Source organism: Betaproteobacteria bacterium, from assembly GCA_016720065.1.
Lineage (GTDB): Bacteria > Pseudomonadota > Gammaproteobacteria > Burkholderiales > Rhodocyclaceae > SSSZ01.
In genome coordinates this window covers 878,859-894,455 of record JADJXY010000002.1, presented here as the reverse complement: position 1 = coordinate 894,455, position 15,597 = coordinate 878,859, and the positions used below count along the sequence as shown (strand labels likewise).

The window sequence follows — 15,597 nt, the reverse complement described above, 5'->3', positions numbered from 1 at the left end:
GACTTCCCCTGCCGAATTCGGCAACATGGTCACATTCGAACCCCTTTCCATGACGGAGATGCGGGATATGACCGAGATACTGGACGGCTTCGCGCAGCGGCTCAAGGAACTGCGCAAGCAGAAGAACCTGTCGCAGACCGACCTGGGGCAGTTGGCCGGGCTGCATTACACCCACGTCGGCCCCTTCGAGCGCGGCACCTCGCACCCCTCGGGCGATACCTTGAAACGCCTGGCCGACGCCCTGGGCGTGACCAGCGACTATCTGCTTGATGGCGCCGCCGATGAGGCGGCCAAGGCCCGCTTCGAGGATCGGAAGTTGCTCAAGCAGTTCCAGGAGGTGGAGCAACCGCCTGACGACGACAAGAACGTGGTCAAGAAGCTGCTCGATGCCTTCCTGACCAAGAAGCACTTGCAGGCGCTGGCGCGCTGACGGCAACGGAGGTGTAACGATGAATGCGACCGTGGAAGAGGCTTTGATCTCGAAGCTGAGGATGCTCTCCCCGCAGCAGGTGGCGGAGGTGGAGGACTTTGTGGAATTCCTCGCCGGCAAGGCGAGGAAGCGCGCGGCATGGGATCGGCTTCTAGCCATCGCGCCGGCGCTGGAGGCGGCCGGCGTGGCACCGATGACGGAAGAGGAAATCGAGGCCGAGGTGAAGGCGGCGCGGGCGGAACGGCGGGCACGGGAACAGGCGAAGGCGTCGGGTGCGGATCGTTCTTGATACCAATGTGGTGTTGTCGGCGCTGCTGTGGCGCGGCACGCCGCATCGCTTGCTCGATGTAATCCGCAGCCGCGGCGATGCCAGGCTCTTCACCAGCCCGGCGCTGCTCGATGAACTGGCCGACGTGCTGACGCGGCCTTCGGCGACCAAGCGGCTGGCCCTCATCGGCAGGACGGTGCGCGAGGTGCTGGCAGATTATGTCGAGGCGGTGGAAGTCGTCGAGCCGGAACAGGTGCCGCGCGTGGTGCCCACAGATGTCGACGACGATCAGGTGATCGCCGCCGCAATCGCGGCCGGCGCCGACTGGATCGTGTCGGGCGACGCCGATCTGCTGTCAATGGAAAGCCACGAAGGCATCCCGATCATCACCGCCGCTCAGGCGGCACAGCAGATCGCCGGATAGACGAAGGGCCGCAAGCAGCCATTTACTCTTAGCCGCTATCCGCCGAAAGGCGGGTCAGGCGGGGCTTTACGGGTTATCGTGGTCTGTCCCCAATGCCGTTCCCAATGCCGTTCGACACGCGACAGGACAGTGGGAACCTTGACCCGTTCCTTGGGCCGGACCAAGTCCGTCAGCCAGGGCAGATCGGTTTCCAGAACTTCACGGTAAAGGAAGAGAATCGCCGACAGGGCCTGCTTGTGAGTCGAAGGTGCCACGTTGCGCTCTGCGGCAAGCCAGGAAAGAAACGCTCCGACTTCCGCACCGCCCAGATCCCGTGGATGGCGAAGCCCATGAAAACGGATGAAGGCACGCACCCAATAGACATATGCATCTTCGGTACGTATGCTGTAGTGCCTGTAGCGGATGCGCTCGCGAAGCTGATCCAGAAGCTTCACGGAGCGCAAAGGCTGGCGCGCAGAGGCATCGCCGGGTTTGGGGGCCGATTTAATGCTGTACATAACACCAGTATAGTGCCCATGGGGCAGAATGCAAGGGGGTTCGACGGTGACGTCTCGACCAGGTTACGCAGCGCGGGGGAAGGACAACCCTGCAAATATGCTATTCACTTCACGTTGGGCGGCAGTTTCCGCCGTGCATCGTCAGCATGCTTTTCAAAGTCAGCGTGTCGGGTCGAGTACAGCGCATCTTTGCCCTTTGCCCACTTTTCGTGGATCGAGACGCATACCTCCCATGCAATCGCGGCCTCCTTCCACCCATCTTGTTCGCTCTTGCGCAACGAAATTAAGTCCTCTGCGCAGCACTGGTGCTCTTCGGTTTTGATGCGTAGCGCAATCGTAAGGCGCTTTATCTCTGCCTCGCATTCCATCCAGTTATTGTAGGCAACGCCTTCGTCCATATCGGTCTCCAAAAACCAGCCCAACTCAACGGTCAACAAGACCGCCGCAATGAGCGTTGTTCGTCAAATAGCCACCAGTCGCGGCGGCTTGTTACCTAAGCGTTGGGCGTCACAATCACATGCCGCGTTGATTCACATTCAGATCTAAAGGAGAAGAAAATGAAGAACGGAACAATGATGCTAGCAACAGCTATTGCGGTGTTTCTTCCAACGTGCGGAAACGCTCAGGAATTACGCTGCCTGGACATTGCATCAGCTCTGAAAGAATTCTCAATCCATTCCAGTTCGGTCAGCTACACGAACTCAGTCTTGACAGGTACTTTGGAGCAAATGGCTCAGTCAAACAGTCCTCTGGTTCGGTTGGGCTTGAGGCTGTTGTAAAGTCGATTCCTTTCAAATTCACGGCGGGCGCAACGACAAACGAGGAAAAAATTAGCAATTTCTGCCGTACCTACGCATCATCGGCATCTCTGCAAGAGCGTTCGAATCTGTATGAGGAAAGAATTGCAGGGCAAGTCTCTTGCCGCGGTAACTACGTGCCTGAGCCTTCAAGCTCAAGGAGTCACAATCACCCATCGCATCAACAATAGAAAGCAGGCCGATTTTTTTCTGAAATCGAGTGTTGATATCAAACTTCAGATTAACGGGGTTTCGCTGGACGGCCCAGTAACGTGTTCAGGTAACGTGGCCGGAGCTAAGCGCCAATTCAACGAAAACACCGCTCTCGTAATTCAAGTCAACTCACAAAGTTTCCATTCCCCGCCCCCTCGCGCAGTAGCCAATAACCCAGCCGTTTACGACGAAGCAGTAGTTACAGTTGCCACCCAAAAGGGCAATTACAGCTTAGTGTGGCCGCCGACGAACGGCTACCTGAGAATATGGCTGTGACTGTAGGCCGAGACGTTGAAGCAACAAAGGGTGCGCTGGCAAGCCTCTCTAAAACAGTTGAAGATCAGCGTCGTCAAATTGATGCACTAGCCGCTACTTCGTCCACTACTTCCAGCGCGATCGGTAACATGGCTATGGTTCGCTGGAAAACTGGTAACAATGGCACAGCATCATGCGACGAGTTCTGTGGAGGAACACAATGGGGTGGCTATTCTGCACGTTGCGTCGCAGCCCTTATTGGTAGCGCACCCAATTATGTCGAAAGAAGCTGTAGCTATATCCACGCAAAATCTACCGGAGCTCAGATCAACACCAGTTGCCTGTGTGTCGCACCGCCGTCAACCTCCGGTGCTCGCGCTAAGGCGGTGCCAATGACGCCCAACCCTGCGGTCCCCCCGGACGCTGCGCGATAAAGCCGCGCAGCTCCGGTGACCTCCACGTTAGCCGAAAGGAGCACAGTTATGCGAGCACGTATTTTCTTTGTTTTTGTCTGGTGTTTCACTTGCAGCCGAAGCAGGCTGCCCTGCTGGCTCACACCCTTGGGTAGATCAATGGGGCAATTCAGATATGGGGCAAGCGATTTGATTCGGAGCAAACCACAACCATTCAAGGCGCACCAGGAAAACTGTCCAGCTGGCACCCATCCATGGTGTGAACTGGGGGCAATCGAATCTGCAAAAGTTTTGACGGAGACAAGCAGTACTACCGACAAAAAGGTTGCCCCGGGAACCATCCGTGGGTTGATAATTGGGGTAACCGCATTTGCAGAGTTTCTGAGAAAACCACTATGGCATTGGATATTGAGCAACTTCTGAACCTTGATCTCGGCTTTCGGGCATATCCTTCGGTATGAATCGTGGGCATTGGAAAGTTACTTAAATGTCCTTGAAGAACAGATATCGCATGCACAAGCACAATACCGACTACGCGCCGAGCGCGGGCTGGAACCAATGCAGCCTCGAATATCATGAATATGGGCAAGGGCTTTCCGAGATTGACGAAGCTGTAGATCGTCAAATTCCACGCTTCTTTCGTATTGGTGCGCTTGTGCCAATCTGGGGTTATTTGAGTCCTTTCTCACAGATTTCGCCATCTACGTCGGCAAGCGTGAAAATATTGGCCTCGCATTCCAATATTTCGAGCCAATAATTTCGGAGAAGTATTTTGAAGTGGGTGGTTCGATTCAGCCTGGTCTGAAGGGGCAAGGCCGGCGCGCACGCCTCGGTCAACTCAGAACTGCGTAATTTCAATTGCCGCACCGAAAATGGTCGCCTAATGGATCTTCCCGGGGGAAAATCAAAACACTCGTCGCAGACATGCCGGGGAGTGGAGTCGAAGACAGCACAATCGTTGTTTCACCGGACTACATCAGTGAGCAGCAAAACTTGTTTTTGCGCTGGATCGTTCGACTCAGTCCACTCGCACTGATCGCTATGGTGGCAAACCAATTTGTCCCAAAAGGCCCAACGCGGACAATTCAGTACCACAAAACACAACGCGGGCTTCGCCCGCTTCCCGTATGAACCTATCCCGGGCGTAGACAATTGGGCTGTAACCCCAAACCGCCCGCCCAGTCCTGCAAATCCACAATGTCAACGCATTCGTGAGGCGAATGGCGCGATTCAAGCCGGTACATAGGGCTGGGACTGGCTTGCCGGTCATTTCGACCAGCAACTCGTTCGGCACCTTCGAGCATCCCTGAACTACTGGTGGACACGAGTTACCTGTCTCTCGCTCGCAGCCCGGCTACCGCAATGGACCAGCAGGGCGCCAGCGCCTATGCGACCCCAAGGTCGTACTCTCCCTACAACCGGGTCGTGCATCGTCGCCTCCCGGCCGGCCAGAGTCGACGCCCCCAAGCGCCTGCCGGGAGACGTCGTGTTCATGGCGCTATCGGTGATTCCCACCCCCATTTCGCCACCCTGGCCCGCCTTCGTCCGCCAATCTGGGCGACATGGCCGTCACTCTTCGCCCGGGTGCTGACCGTCTGCCCGATCGCCAGGGACTCATCGGTCGGGAGATGTTCGCCATCGATGGGGTGAAGCTCCCCAGCAACGCGAAGAGCAAGACGACAGCTATTGCGGTGTTTCTTCCAACGTGCGGAAACGCTCAGGAATTACGCTGCCTGGACATTGCATCAGCTCTGAAAGAATTCTCAATCCATTCCAGTTCGGTCAGCTACACGAACTCAGTCTTTGACAGTTACTGTGAAGCAAATGGCTCAGTCAAACAGTCCTCTGGTTCGGTTGGGCTTGAGGCTGTTGTAAAGTCGATTCCTTTCAAATTCACGGCGGGCGCAACGACAAACGAGGAAAAAATTAGCAATTTCTGCCGTACCTACGCATCATCGGCATCTCTGCAAGAGCGTTCGAATCTGTATGAGGAAAGAATTGCAGGCAAGTCTCTTGACGCGGTAACTACGTGCCTGAGCCTTCAAGCTCAAGGAGTCACAATCACCCATCGCATCAACAATAGAAAGCAGGCCGATTTTTTTCTGAAATCGAGTGTTGATATCAAACTTCAGATTAACGGGGTTTCGCTGGACGGCCCAGTAACGTGTTCAGGTAACGTGGCCGGAGCTAAGCGCCAATTCAACGAAAACACCGCTCTCGTAATTCAAAACTCACAAAGTTTCACGTGCACCCGCACCCCTCGCGCAGTAGCCAATAACCCAGCCGTTTACGACGAAGCAGTAGTTACAGTTGCCACCCAAAAGGGCAATTACAGCTTAGTGTGGCCGCGCGACGAACGGCTACCTGAGAATATGGCTGTGACTGTAGGCCGAGACGTTGAAGCAACAAAGGGTGCGCTGGCAAGCCTCTCTAAAACAGTTGAAGATCAGCGTCGTCAAATTGATGCACTAGCCGCTACTTCGTCCACTACTTCGAGCGCGATCGGTAACATGGCTATGGTTCGCTGGAAAACTGGTAACAATGGCACAGCATCATGCGACGAGTTCTGTGGAGGAACACAATGGGGTGGCTATTCTGCACGTTGCGTCGCAGCCCTTATTGGTAGCGCACCCAATTATGTCGAAAGAAGCTGTAGCTATATCCACGCAAAATCTACCGGAGCTCAGATCAACACCAGTTGCCTGTGTGTTGCCCAACCTTAGCAACCTCCGGTGCTCGCGCTAAAGCGGTGCCAATGACGCCCAACCCTGCGGTCCACCGGACGCTGCGCGATAAAGCCGCGCAGCGCCGGTGACCTCCACGTTAGGCCGAAAGGAGCACAGTTATGCGAGCACGTATTTTCATTGGATTTTTTGTTTTCGCTGTATCACTTGCAGCAGAAGCAGGCTGCCCTGCTGGCTCACATCCCTGGGTAGATCAATGGGGCAATCAGATATGCAAGCGATTTGATTCGGAGCAAACCACAACCATTCAAGGCAGCACGGAAAACTGTCCAGCTGGCACCCATCCATGGGTTGACGGTTGGGGCAATCGAATCTGCAAAAGTTTTGACGGAGACAAGCAGTACTACGACACGTCAAAAGGTTGCCCCGCAGGAACACATCCGTGGGTTGATAATTGGGGTAACCGCATTTGCAAGAGTTTCTGAGAAAACCACTATGGCATTGGATATTGAGCAACTTCTGAACCTTGATCTCGGCTTTCCGGGCATATCCTTCGGGTATGAATCGTGGGCATTGGAAAGTTACTTAAATGTCCTTGAAGAACAGATATCGCATGCACAAGCACAATACCGACTACGCGCCGAGCGCGGGCTTGAGAACGAGAAATGCAGCCTCGAATATCATGAATATGGGGCAAGGCTTTCCGAGATTGACGAAGCTGTAGATCGTCAAATTCCACGCTTCTTTCGTATTGGTGCGCTTGTGCCAATCTGGGGGTTATTTGAGTCCTTTCTCACAGATTTCGCCATCTACGTCGGCAAGCGTGAAAATATTGGCCTCGCATTCCGAGATGTTCGAGCCAATAATTTCCGAAACCAAATAGAGAAGTATTTTGAAGGGGTGCTTCGGATTCAATTGCCATGGTCTGAACAAGAGCGCGAACGCCTCGGTCAACTCCAAGAACTGCGTAATTTCATTGCGCACCGAAATGGTCGCCTAATGGATCTTCCCGCCGGGAAAGAAAAGGAAATCAAAACACTCGTCGCAAAGATACCGGGAGTGGAGATCGAAGACAGCACAATCGTTGTTTCACCGGACTACATCAGTGAGGCAGCAAAACTTGTTTTTGCGCTTGTAGGTCGGTTCAGTCAGCAGCTCGCAGATCGCTATGGTGGCCCAATTGTCCCAAAAACGGCCTAACACTGCGGTCAACAGGGACTGGCTTACAGCGGGCTTCGCCCGCTTCCAGCCAGCCCGTTACCTTGAACGTTGAGGCTGTAGAAAAACCCCAAACCGCTGCCAGTCCTGGCAAAATCACACAATGTCGAATGCATTTCGTGGAGGCGGGAATGGCGCGATTCAAGCCGGTGCATAAGGGGCTGAAACTGTTGCCGGTCGATTTCGACCAGCAACTCGTTCCCGGCACCTTCGAGCATGCCCTGAACTACCTGGTGGATCACGAGCTTGACCTCTCGGCCCTGGAAGCCCGCTACCGCAATGACCAGCAGGGCGCCAGCGCCTATGCCCCAGCGGTACTCCTCAAGGTCGTGCTGCTCGCCTACAGCCGGGGCATCGTCGGCTCCCGTCGGATCGAAGCGGCCTGCCGGGAGAACGTCGTGTTCATGGCGCTATCCGGTGATTCCCAACCCCATTTCACCACCCTGGCCGCCTTCGTCGCCAATCTGGGCGACCTGGCCGCCCAACTCTTCGCCCAGGTGCTGACCATCTGCGATCGCCAGGGACTCATCGGTCGGGAGATGTTCGCCATCGATGGGGTGAAGCTCCCCAGCAACGCGAGCAAGACGAGGAGCGGCACCCGGGCGGATTTCCTGCGCCGGGCCGAGAAGATGGAGGCCGCGGCGAAGAAGATGCTGGATCGCCACCGCGAGGCCGATGCCGGCGGCAACGGCGGACCTTCCGACCGGGAGGCTCGGCAACTGGCCCGGCTGCAGGCGGAGGCCAAGAAGAACCGGGAATGGCTCACTGCCCACCCCAAGGATCGCACCGGCGCCAAGGGCGCCGTGCGGCTCTCCAACCAAACCGACAACGAGTCCGCCAAGATGGCCACCAGCAAGGGGTCATCCAGGGTTATACCGGGGTGGCGGCGGTGGATGCGCAGGCCCAGGTCATCGTCGATGCTCAGGCCCACGGCACCGGTTCCGAGCAGGAATTGCTGCTGCCGGTGGTGGAGGCGACCCGATCACTGCGTACGCCGGAGACGCTCATCACCGCCGATGCCGGCTATCACAGCGAGGCCAATCTGAAGGCCTTGGCCGAGGCCGCCGTCCCGGCCCTCATCGCCGATGCCGGCATGCGCCAGCGGGACGAGCGCTTTCAGGACCAGGGCCGCCACCGGGCCAAGCCTGATCCGCTCTACGACAAGGGCAAGCCGCCGAAAGCAGCCAAGCGCTTCCGGCCGGCCGATTTCGACTACGACCCCGAGGCGGGCACCTGCCTCTGCCCGGCGGGCAAGGCCCTTTACCAGAACGGGTCGAACTGCATCCACAACGGCCACCTGGCCACCAAGTTCTCGGCGCCCAGCGGGACTGTGTGCCCTGCGAACTGCGGGCGCGATGCCTGAGAACCCCGGAGAAGACCCTGGTCCGACAGGTCTGTTTCTTCCGGGGCAAGGCGCCCGGCGCCACGGAGAGCCATACCGACCGGATGAAGCAGGCCATCGACAGCGAGGAAGGCCGGCGCCGCTATGGCCGGCGTTTCGCCACCGTGGAGCCGGTGTTCGGCAACGTGCGGGGCAACAAGCGGATGGATCGTTTTACCCTGCGGGGGCGCGCCAAGGTGGATGGACAGTGGAAGCTCTACTGCGTGGTCCACAACATCGAAAAGCTGGCCCACCATGGGTACGCCGGATGAGGATCAGCCGATGAACGGCCCGCGTGACTTCTCCCCAATCTCCCAAGCACCGCCTTCCGGCCCCCGCCGCTGGCTCGCGATCAGCATTTCCACCGCTTCACCCCGGATTCCAACCGGCCGCCACCCGCCTGCAAAAAATCCTGCCAATGCGGGGCAGGGGTTGGAAAAATGGGTTTTTCTACAGCCTCGTTAGGCCGAAAGGAGCACAGTTATGCGAGCACGTATTTTCATTGGATTTTTTGTTTTCGCTGTATCACTTGCAGCAGAAGCAGGCTGCCCTGCTGGCTCACATCCCTGGGTAGATCAATGGGGCAATCAGATATGCAAGCGATTTGATTCGGAGCAAACCACAACCATTCAAGGCAGCACGGAAAACTGTCCAGCTGGCACCCATCCATGGGTTGACGGTTGGGGCAATCGAATCTGCAAAAGTTTTGACGGAGACAAGCAGTACTACGACACGTCAAAAGGTTGCCCCGCAGGAACACATCCGTGGGTTGATAATTGGGGTAACCGCATTTGCAAGAGTTTCTGAGAAAACCACTATGGCATTGGATATTGAGCAACTTCTGAACCTTGATCTCGGCTTTCCGGGCATATCCTTCGGGTATGAATCGTGGGCATTGGAAAGTTACTTAAATGTCCTTGAAGAACAGATATCGCATGCACAAGCACAATACCGACTACGCGCCGAGCGCGGGCTTGAGAACGAGAAATGCAGCCTCGAATATCATGAATATGGGGCAAGGCTTTCCGAGATTGACGAAGCTGTAGATCGTCAAATTCCACGCTTCTTTCGTATTGGTGCGCTTGTGCCAATCTGGGGGTTATTTGAGTCCTTTCTCACAGATTTCGCCATCTACGTCGGCAAGCGTGAAAATATTGGCCTCGCATTCCGAGATGTTCGAGCCAATAATTTCCGAAACCAAATAGAGAAGTATTTTGAAGGGGTGCTTCGGATTCAATTGCCATGGTCTGAACAAGAGCGCGAACGCCTCGGTCAACTCCAAGAACTGCGTAATTTCATTGCGCACCGAAATGGTCGCCTAATGGATCTTCCCGCCGGGAAAGAAAAGGAAATCAAAACACTCGTCGCAAAGATACCGGGAGTGGAGATCGAAGACAGCACAATCGTTGTTTCACCGGACTACATCAGTGAGGCAGCAAAACTTGTTTTTGCGCTTGTAGGTCGGTTCAGTCAGCAGCTCGCAGATCGCTATGGTGGCCCAATTGTCCCAAAAACGGCCTAACACTGCGGTCAACAGGGACTGGCTTACAGCGGGCTTCGCCCGCTTCCAGCCAGCCCGTTACCTTGAACGTTGAGGCTGTAGAAAAACCCCAAACCGCTGCCAGTCCTGGCAAAATCACACAATGTCGAATGCATTTCGTGGAGGCGGGAATGGCGCGATTCAAGCCGGTGCATAAGGGGCTGAAACTGTTGCCGGTCGATTTCGACCAGCAACTCGTTCCCGGCACCTTCGAGCATGCCCTGAACTACCTGGTGGATCACGAGCTTGACCTCTCGGCCCTGGAAGCCCGCTACCGCAATGACCAGCAGGGCGCCAGCGCCTATGCCCCAGCGGTACTCCTCAAGGTCGTGCTGCTCGCCTACAGCCGGGGCATCGTCGGCTCCCGTCGGATCGAAGCGGCCTGCCGGGGAGAACGTCGTGTTCATGGCGCTATCCGGTGATTCCCAACCCCATTTCACCACCCTGGCCGCCTTCGTCGCCAATCTGGGCGACCTGGCCGCCCAACTCTTCGCCCAGGTGCTGACCATCTGCGATCGCCAGGGACTCATCGGTCGGGAGATGTTCGCCATCGATGGGGTGAAGCTCCCCAGCAACGCGAGCAAGACGAGGAGCGGCACCCGGGCGGATTTCCTGCGCCGGGCCGAGAAGATGGAGGCCGCGGCGAAGAAGATGCTGGATCGCCACCGCGAGGCCGATGCCGGCGGCAACGGCGGACCTTCCGACCGGGAGGCTCGGCAACTGGCCCGGCTGCAGGCGGAGGCCAAGAAGAACCGGGAATGGCTCACTGCCCACCCCAAGGATCGCACCGGCGCCAAGGGCGCCGTGCGGCTCTCAACCAAACCGACAACGAGTCCGCCAAGATGGCCACCAGCAAGGGGTCATCCAGGGTTATACCGGGGTGGCGGCGGTGGATGCGCAGGCCCAGGTCATCGTCGATGCTCAGGCCCACGGCACCGGTTCCGAGCAGGAATTGCTGCTGCCGGTGGTGGAGGCGACCCGATCACTGCGTACGCCGGAGACGCTCATCACCGCCGATGCCGGCTATCACAGCGAGGCCAATCTGAAGGCCTTGGCCGAGGCCGCCGTCCCGGCCCTCATCGCCGATGCCGGCATGCGCCAGCGGGACGAGCGCTTTCAGGACCAGGGCCGCCACCGGGCCAAGCCTGATCCGCTCTACGACAAGGGCAAGCCGCCGAAAGCAGCCAAGCGCTTCCGGCCGGCCGATTTCGACTACGACCCCGAGGCGGGCACCTGCCTCTGCCCGGCGGGCAAGGCCCTTTACCAGAACGGGTCGAACTGCATCCACAACGGCCACCTGGCCACCAAGTTCACCGGCGCCCAGCGGGACTGTGTGCCCTGCGAACTGCGGGCGCGATGCCTGAGAACCCCGGAGAAGACCCTGGTCCGACAGGTCTGTTTCTTCCGGGGCAAGGCGCCCGGCGCCACGGAGAGCCATACCGACCGGATGAAGCAGGCCATCGACAGCGAGGAAGGCCGGCGCCGCTATGGCCGGCGTTTCGCCACCGTGGAGCCGGTGTTCGGCAACGTGCGGGGCAACGAGCGGATGGAGCGTTGTACAGTGCGGGGGCGGGACAGGGTGGAGGGACGGTGGTAGCTCTAGTGCGTGGTCCTAAACATCGAAAAGCTGGCCCACCATGGGTACGCCGGATGAGGATCAGCCGATGAACGGCCCGCGTGACTTCTCCCCAATCTCCCAAGCACCGCCTTCCGGCCCCCGCCGCTGGCTCGCGATCAGCATTTCCACCGCTTCACCCCGGATTCCAACCGGCCGCCACCCGCCTGCAAAAAATCCTGCCAATGCGGGGCAGGGGTTGGAAAAATGGGTTTTTCTACAGCCTCGTTAGGCCGAAAGGAGCACAGTTATGCGAGCACGTATTTTCATTGGATTTTTTGTTTTCGCTGTATCACTTGCAGCAGAAGCAGGCTGCCCTGCTGGCTCACATCCCTGGGTAGATCAATGGGGCAATCAGATATGCAAGCGATTTGATTCGGAGCAAACCACAACCATTCAAGGCAGCACGGAAAACTGTCCAGCTGGCACCCATCCATGGGTTGACGGTTGGGGCAATCGAATCTGCAAAAGTTTTGACGGAGACAAGCAGTACTACGACACGTCAAAAGGTTGCCCCGCAGGAACACATCCGTGGGTTGATAATTGGGGTAACCGCATTTGCAAGAGTTTCTGAGAAAACCACTATGGCATTGGATATTGAGCAACTTCTGAACCTTGATCTCGGCTTTCCGGGCATATCCTTCGGGTATGAATCGTGGGCATTGGAAAGTTACTTAAATGTCCTTGAAGAACAGATATCGCATGCACAAGCACAATACCGACTACGCGCCGAGCGCGGGCTTGAGAACGAGAAATGCAGCCTCGAATATCATGAATATGGGGCAAGGCTTTCCGAGATTGACGAAGCTGTAGATCGTCAAATTCCACGCTTCTTTCGTATTGGTGCGCTTGTGCCAATCTGGGGGTTATTTGAGTCCTTTCTCACAGATTTCGCCATCTACGTCGGCAAGCGTGAAAATATTGGCCTCGCATTCCGAGATGTTCGAGCCAATAATTTCCGAAACCAAATAGAGAAGTATTTTGAAGGGGTGCTTCGGATTCAATTGCCATGGTCTGAACAAGAGCGCGAACGCCTCGGTCAACTCCAAGAACTGCGTAATTTCATTGCGCACCGAAATGGTCGCCTAATGGATCTTCCCGCCGGGAAAGAAAAGGAAATCAAAACACTCGTCGCAAAGATACCGGGAGTGGAGATCGAAGACAGCACAATCGTTGTTTCACCGGACTACATCAGTGAGGCAGCAAAACTTGTTTTTGCGCTTGTAGGTCGGTTCAGTCAGCAGCTCGCAGATCGCTATGGTGGCCCAATTGTCCCAAAAACGGCCTAACACTGCGGTCAACAGGGACTGGCTTACAGCGGGCTTCGCCCGCTTCCAGCCAGCCCGTTACCTTGAACGTTGAGGCTGTAGAAAAACCCCCAAACCGCTGCCAGTCCTGGCAAAATCACACAATGTCGAATGCATTTCGTGGAGGCGGGAATGGCGCGATTCAAGCCGGTGCATAAGGGGCTGAAACTGTTGCCGGTCGATTTCGACCAGCAACTCGTTCCCGGCACCTTCGAGCATGCCCTGAACTACCTGGTGGATCACGAGCTTGACCTCTCGGCCCTGGAAGCCCGCTACCGCAATGACCAGCAGGGCGCCAGCGCCTATGCCCCAGCGGTACTCCTCAAGGTCGTGCTGCTCGCCTACAGCCGGGGCATCGTCGGCTCCCGTCGGATCGAAGCGGCCTGCCGGGGAGAACGTCGTGTTCATGGCGCTATCCGGTGATTCCCAACCCCATTTCACCACCCTGGCCGCCTTCGTCGCCAATCTGGGCGACCTGGCCGCCCAACTCTTCGCCCAGGTGCTGACCATCTGCGATCGCCAGGGACTCATCGGTCGGGAGATGTTCGCCATCGATGGGGTGAAGCTCCCCAGCAACGCGAGCAAGACGAGGAGCGGCACCCGGGCGGATTTCCTGCGCCGGGCCGAGAAGATGGAGGCCGCGGCGAAGAAGATGCTGGATCGCCACCGCGAGGCCGATGCCGGCGGCAACGGCGGACCTTCCGACCGGGAGGCTCGGCAACTGGCCCGGCTGCAGGCGGAGGCCAAGAAGAACCGGGAATGGCTCACTGCCCACCCCAAGGATCGCACCGGCGCCAAGGGCGCCGTGCGGCTCTCCAACCAAACCGACAACGAGTCCGCCAAGATGGCCACCAGCAAGGGGTCATCCAGGGTTATACCGGGGTGGCGGCGGTGGATGCGCAGGCCCAGGTCATCGTCGATGCTCAGGCCCACGGCACCGGTTCCGAGCAGGAATTGCTGCTGCCGGTGGTGGAGGCGACCCGATCACTGCGTACGCCGGAGACGCTCATCACCGCCGATGCCGGCTATCACAGCGAGGCCAATCTGAAGGCCTTGGCCGAGGCCGCCGTCCCGGCCCTCATCGCCGATGCCGGCATGCGCCAGCGGGACGAGCGCTTTCAGGACCAGGGCCGCCACCGGGCCAAGCCTGATCCGCTCTACGACAAGGGCAAGCCGCCGAAAGCAGCCAAGCGCTTCCGGCCGGCCGATTTCGACTACGACCCCGAGGCGGGCACCTGCCTCTGCCCGGCGGGCAAGGCCCTTTACCAGAACGGGTCGAACTGCATCCACAACGGCCACCTGGCCACCAAGTTCTCGGCGCCCAGCGGGACTGTGTGCCCTGCGAACTGCGGGCGCGATGCCTGAGAACCCCGGAGAAGACCCTGGTCCGACAGGTCTGTTTCTTCCGGGGCAAGGCGCCCGGCGCCACGGAGAGCCATACCGACCGGATGAAGCAGGCCATCGACAGCGAGGAAGGCCGACGCCGCTATGGCCGGCGTTTCGCCACCGTGGAGCCGGTGTTCGGCAACGTGCGGGGCAACAAGCGGATGGATCGTTTTACCCTGCGGGGGCGCGCCAAGGTGGATGGACAGTGGAAGCTCTACTGCGTGGTCCACAACATCGAAAAGCTGGCCCACCATGGGTACGCCGGATGAGGATCAGCCGATGAACGGCCCGCGTGACTTCTCCCCAATCTCCCAAGCACCGCCTTCCGGCCCCCGCCGCTGGCTCGCGATCAGCATTTCCACCGCTTCACCCCGGATTCCAACCGGCCGCCACCCGCCTGCAAAAAATCCTGCCAATGCGGGGCAGGGGTTGGAAAAATGGGTTTTTCTACAGCCTCGTTATGCGACAAGACAATGAGCACTGATTGGTTTCGCAATACGACATGGAACGAGGACATCGAACGAGCCTTCGATCATAGGCTCCGCCGCGCCCGAAGAAAGGAGCAGTATCTCCGTATCCAAAGTTGCACACTTGCACGCTCCCATCCAGAAGCCGCCCTGAAGCTACTTGATCGCTATTTCGAGTTGCAAGACGATTTCGATCATGCTCAGGCTTATGTTGATCGAGCCACGGCATTCCTGACGCTTGGGCGTATTGAGGAAGCAATAGCTGCCTACGAAGAATCCCTGGCAAGGGAATCTGTGTTCCCAAATCTCCTAACACAAGCGTACATCGAGCTTCCGTACCTTGTAGCCACTCGCTGTATTCGGGAGCACTACGAGCGCGCGAAAGAACTGCTTGACCTCCACGAGCCTCGCTTAATGTTTCCCGTAGATCACTTCCGTTGGCATGCCGCACAAGCACTGATCGCAGGTGCTGCTGGAGAATCTGAAACTGCCAGCAGCCATGCTAAAAGTGCGCTTGGGGCCGCAAGTCACGAGCATTCCGGTTTCCGCTACCACCCATCCATCGGACTTGTTACGTCCCAGTACGACGAAATCATCAAAAAACTGGAGGCGCTATGTGCCGCATAACATCCCGCTCCAGCGGACCGTCGGCCAGCTTCGCTGCCCGCCGTCCGCTGAGCTAGCACGTTCGGCGTCAAAATC

11 protein-coding genes and 4 pseudogenes are annotated in these 15,597 nt (G+C 57.7%); 13 read left to right on the top strand and 2 right to left on the bottom strand.

The window, feature by feature from the left end; translation table 11 throughout:
• Positions 1-49 precede the first annotated feature (49 nt).
• The 3 genes from IPM73_07450 to IPM73_07440 are packed head-to-tail and all read left to right on the top strand — an operon-like array spanning position 50 to position 1,122.
• A complete protein-coding gene (locus tag IPM73_07450; protein ID MBK8917866.1) occupies positions 50-430 on the top strand; it encodes a helix-turn-helix transcriptional regulator in 381 nt (126 codons plus the stop codon).
• Positions 431-449: 19 nt separating this feature from the next.
• The gene (locus IPM73_07445; GenBank protein MBK8917865.1) at positions 450-719 is read left to right on the top strand and encodes a hypothetical protein; all 270 of its coding nucleotides are present in this window, start codon (positions 450-452) and stop codon (positions 717-719) included.
• On the top strand, positions 703-1,122 hold the full coding sequence (locus IPM73_07440; GenBank protein ID MBK8917864.1) for a putative toxin-antitoxin system toxin component, PIN family: 420 nt from the start codon (positions 703-705) through the stop codon (positions 1,120-1,122). The genes IPM73_07445 and IPM73_07440 overlap by 17 nt, the downstream gene beginning before the upstream one ends.
• A 35-nt stretch (positions 1,123-1,157) precedes the next feature.
• Here the strand turns inward: IPM73_07440 and IPM73_07435 are convergent, their stop codons facing one another.
• Together IPM73_07435 and IPM73_07430 are read right to left on the bottom strand one after the other, a co-directional pair.
• Positions 1,158-1,619: a phage integrase N-terminal SAM-like domain-containing protein gene (locus IPM73_07435; protein ID MBK8917863.1), complete on the bottom strand. Its 462-nt coding sequence runs from the start codon at positions 1,617-1,619 to the stop codon at positions 1,158-1,160.
• A gap of 104 nt (positions 1,620-1,723) precedes the next feature.
• Complete coding sequence (locus tag IPM73_07430; protein ID MBK8917862.1) at positions 1,724-2,017, bottom strand: hypothetical protein; 294 nt, start codon at positions 2,015-2,017, stop codon at positions 1,724-1,726.
• A 492-nt stretch (positions 2,018-2,509) separates the two neighbouring features.
• Here IPM73_07430 and IPM73_07425 point away from each other — a divergent pair, with 492 nt between their 5' ends.
• The 10 genes and pseudogenes from IPM73_07425 to IPM73_07380 all read left to right on the top strand — a co-directional run bounded on the left by IPM73_07425 (position 2,510) and on the right by IPM73_07380 (position 15,522).
• On the top strand, positions 2,510-2,905 hold the full coding sequence (locus IPM73_07425; protein ID MBK8917861.1) for a hypothetical protein: 396 nt from the start codon (positions 2,510-2,512) through the stop codon (positions 2,903-2,905).
• A gap of 879 nt (positions 2,906-3,784) precedes the next feature.
• Positions 3,785-4,054, top strand: a complete 270-nt coding sequence (locus IPM73_07420) for a hypothetical protein (protein ID MBK8917860.1) — start codon at positions 3,785-3,787, stop codon at positions 4,052-4,054.
• 812 nt (positions 4,055-4,866) lie between these two features.
• Positions 4,867-4,976, top strand: a pseudogene (locus tag IPM73_07415) (transposase).
• Positions 4,977-6,476: 1,500 nt separating this feature from the next.
• Positions 6,477-7,181 carry a hypothetical protein gene (locus IPM73_07410; GenBank protein MBK8917859.1) on the top strand — a complete coding sequence of 235 codons (705 nt, stop codon included), beginning with the start codon at positions 6,477-6,479 and terminating at the stop codon, positions 7,179-7,181.
• A 149-nt stretch (positions 7,182-7,330) separates the two neighbouring features.
• Positions 7,331-8,852, top strand: a pseudogene (locus tag IPM73_07405) (IS1182 family transposase).
• Between the two features lie 545 nt (positions 8,853-9,397).
• Entirely contained in the window at positions 9,398-10,102 is a 705-nt protein-coding gene (locus IPM73_07400; GenBank protein MBK8917858.1) for a hypothetical protein, read from the top strand.
• 149 nt (positions 10,103-10,251) lie between these two features.
• A pseudogene (locus IPM73_07395) lies at positions 10,252-11,717 on the top strand (transposase).
• A gap of 602 nt (positions 11,718-12,319) precedes the next feature.
• Positions 12,320-13,024 (top strand): hypothetical protein, encoded by a 705-nt coding sequence (locus tag IPM73_07390; GenBank protein MBK8917857.1) that lies wholly within the window; start codon positions 12,320-12,322, stop codon positions 13,022-13,024.
• Between the two features lie 150 nt (positions 13,025-13,174).
• A pseudogene (locus IPM73_07385) lies at positions 13,175-14,697 on the top strand (IS1182 family transposase).
• 204 nt (positions 14,698-14,901) lie between these two features.
• Positions 14,902-15,522: a hypothetical protein gene (locus IPM73_07380; protein ID MBK8917856.1), complete on the top strand. Its 621-nt coding sequence runs from the start codon at positions 14,902-14,904 to the stop codon at positions 15,520-15,522.
• Positions 15,523-15,597: the final 75 nt, after the last annotated feature.

Bases quoted from the DNA above. Each gene is read 5' to 3' on its own strand.
- IPM73_07450 (MBK8917866.1), top strand. From the start codon at position 50: ATGACGGAGATGCGGGATATGACCGAGATACTGGACGGCTTCGCGCAG.
- IPM73_07445 (MBK8917865.1), top strand. From the start codon at position 450: ATGAATGCGACCGTGGAAGAGGCTTTGATCTCGAAGCTGAGGATGCTC.
- IPM73_07435 (MBK8917863.1), bottom strand. From the start codon at position 1,619: ATGTACAGCATTAAATCGGCCCCCAAACCCGGCGATGCCTCTGCGCGC.
- IPM73_07430 (MBK8917862.1), bottom strand. From the start codon at position 2,017: ATGGACGAAGGCGTTGCCTACAATAACTGGATGGAATGCGAGGCAGAG.
- IPM73_07425 (MBK8917861.1), top strand. From the start codon at position 2,510: ATGAGGAAAGAATTGCAGGGCAAGTCTCTTGCCGCGGTAACTACGTGC.
- IPM73_07420 (MBK8917860.1), top strand. From the start codon at position 3,785: ATGTCCTTGAAGAACAGATATCGCATGCACAAGCACAATACCGACTAC.
- IPM73_07410 (MBK8917859.1), top strand. From the start codon at position 6,477: ATGGCATTGGATATTGAGCAACTTCTGAACCTTGATCTCGGCTTTCCG.
- IPM73_07400 (MBK8917858.1), top strand. From the start codon at position 9,398: ATGGCATTGGATATTGAGCAACTTCTGAACCTTGATCTCGGCTTTCCG.
- IPM73_07390 (MBK8917857.1), top strand. From the start codon at position 12,320: ATGGCATTGGATATTGAGCAACTTCTGAACCTTGATCTCGGCTTTCCG.
- IPM73_07380 (MBK8917856.1), top strand. From the start codon at position 14,902: ATGAGCACTGATTGGTTTCGCAATACGACATGGAACGAGGACATCGAA.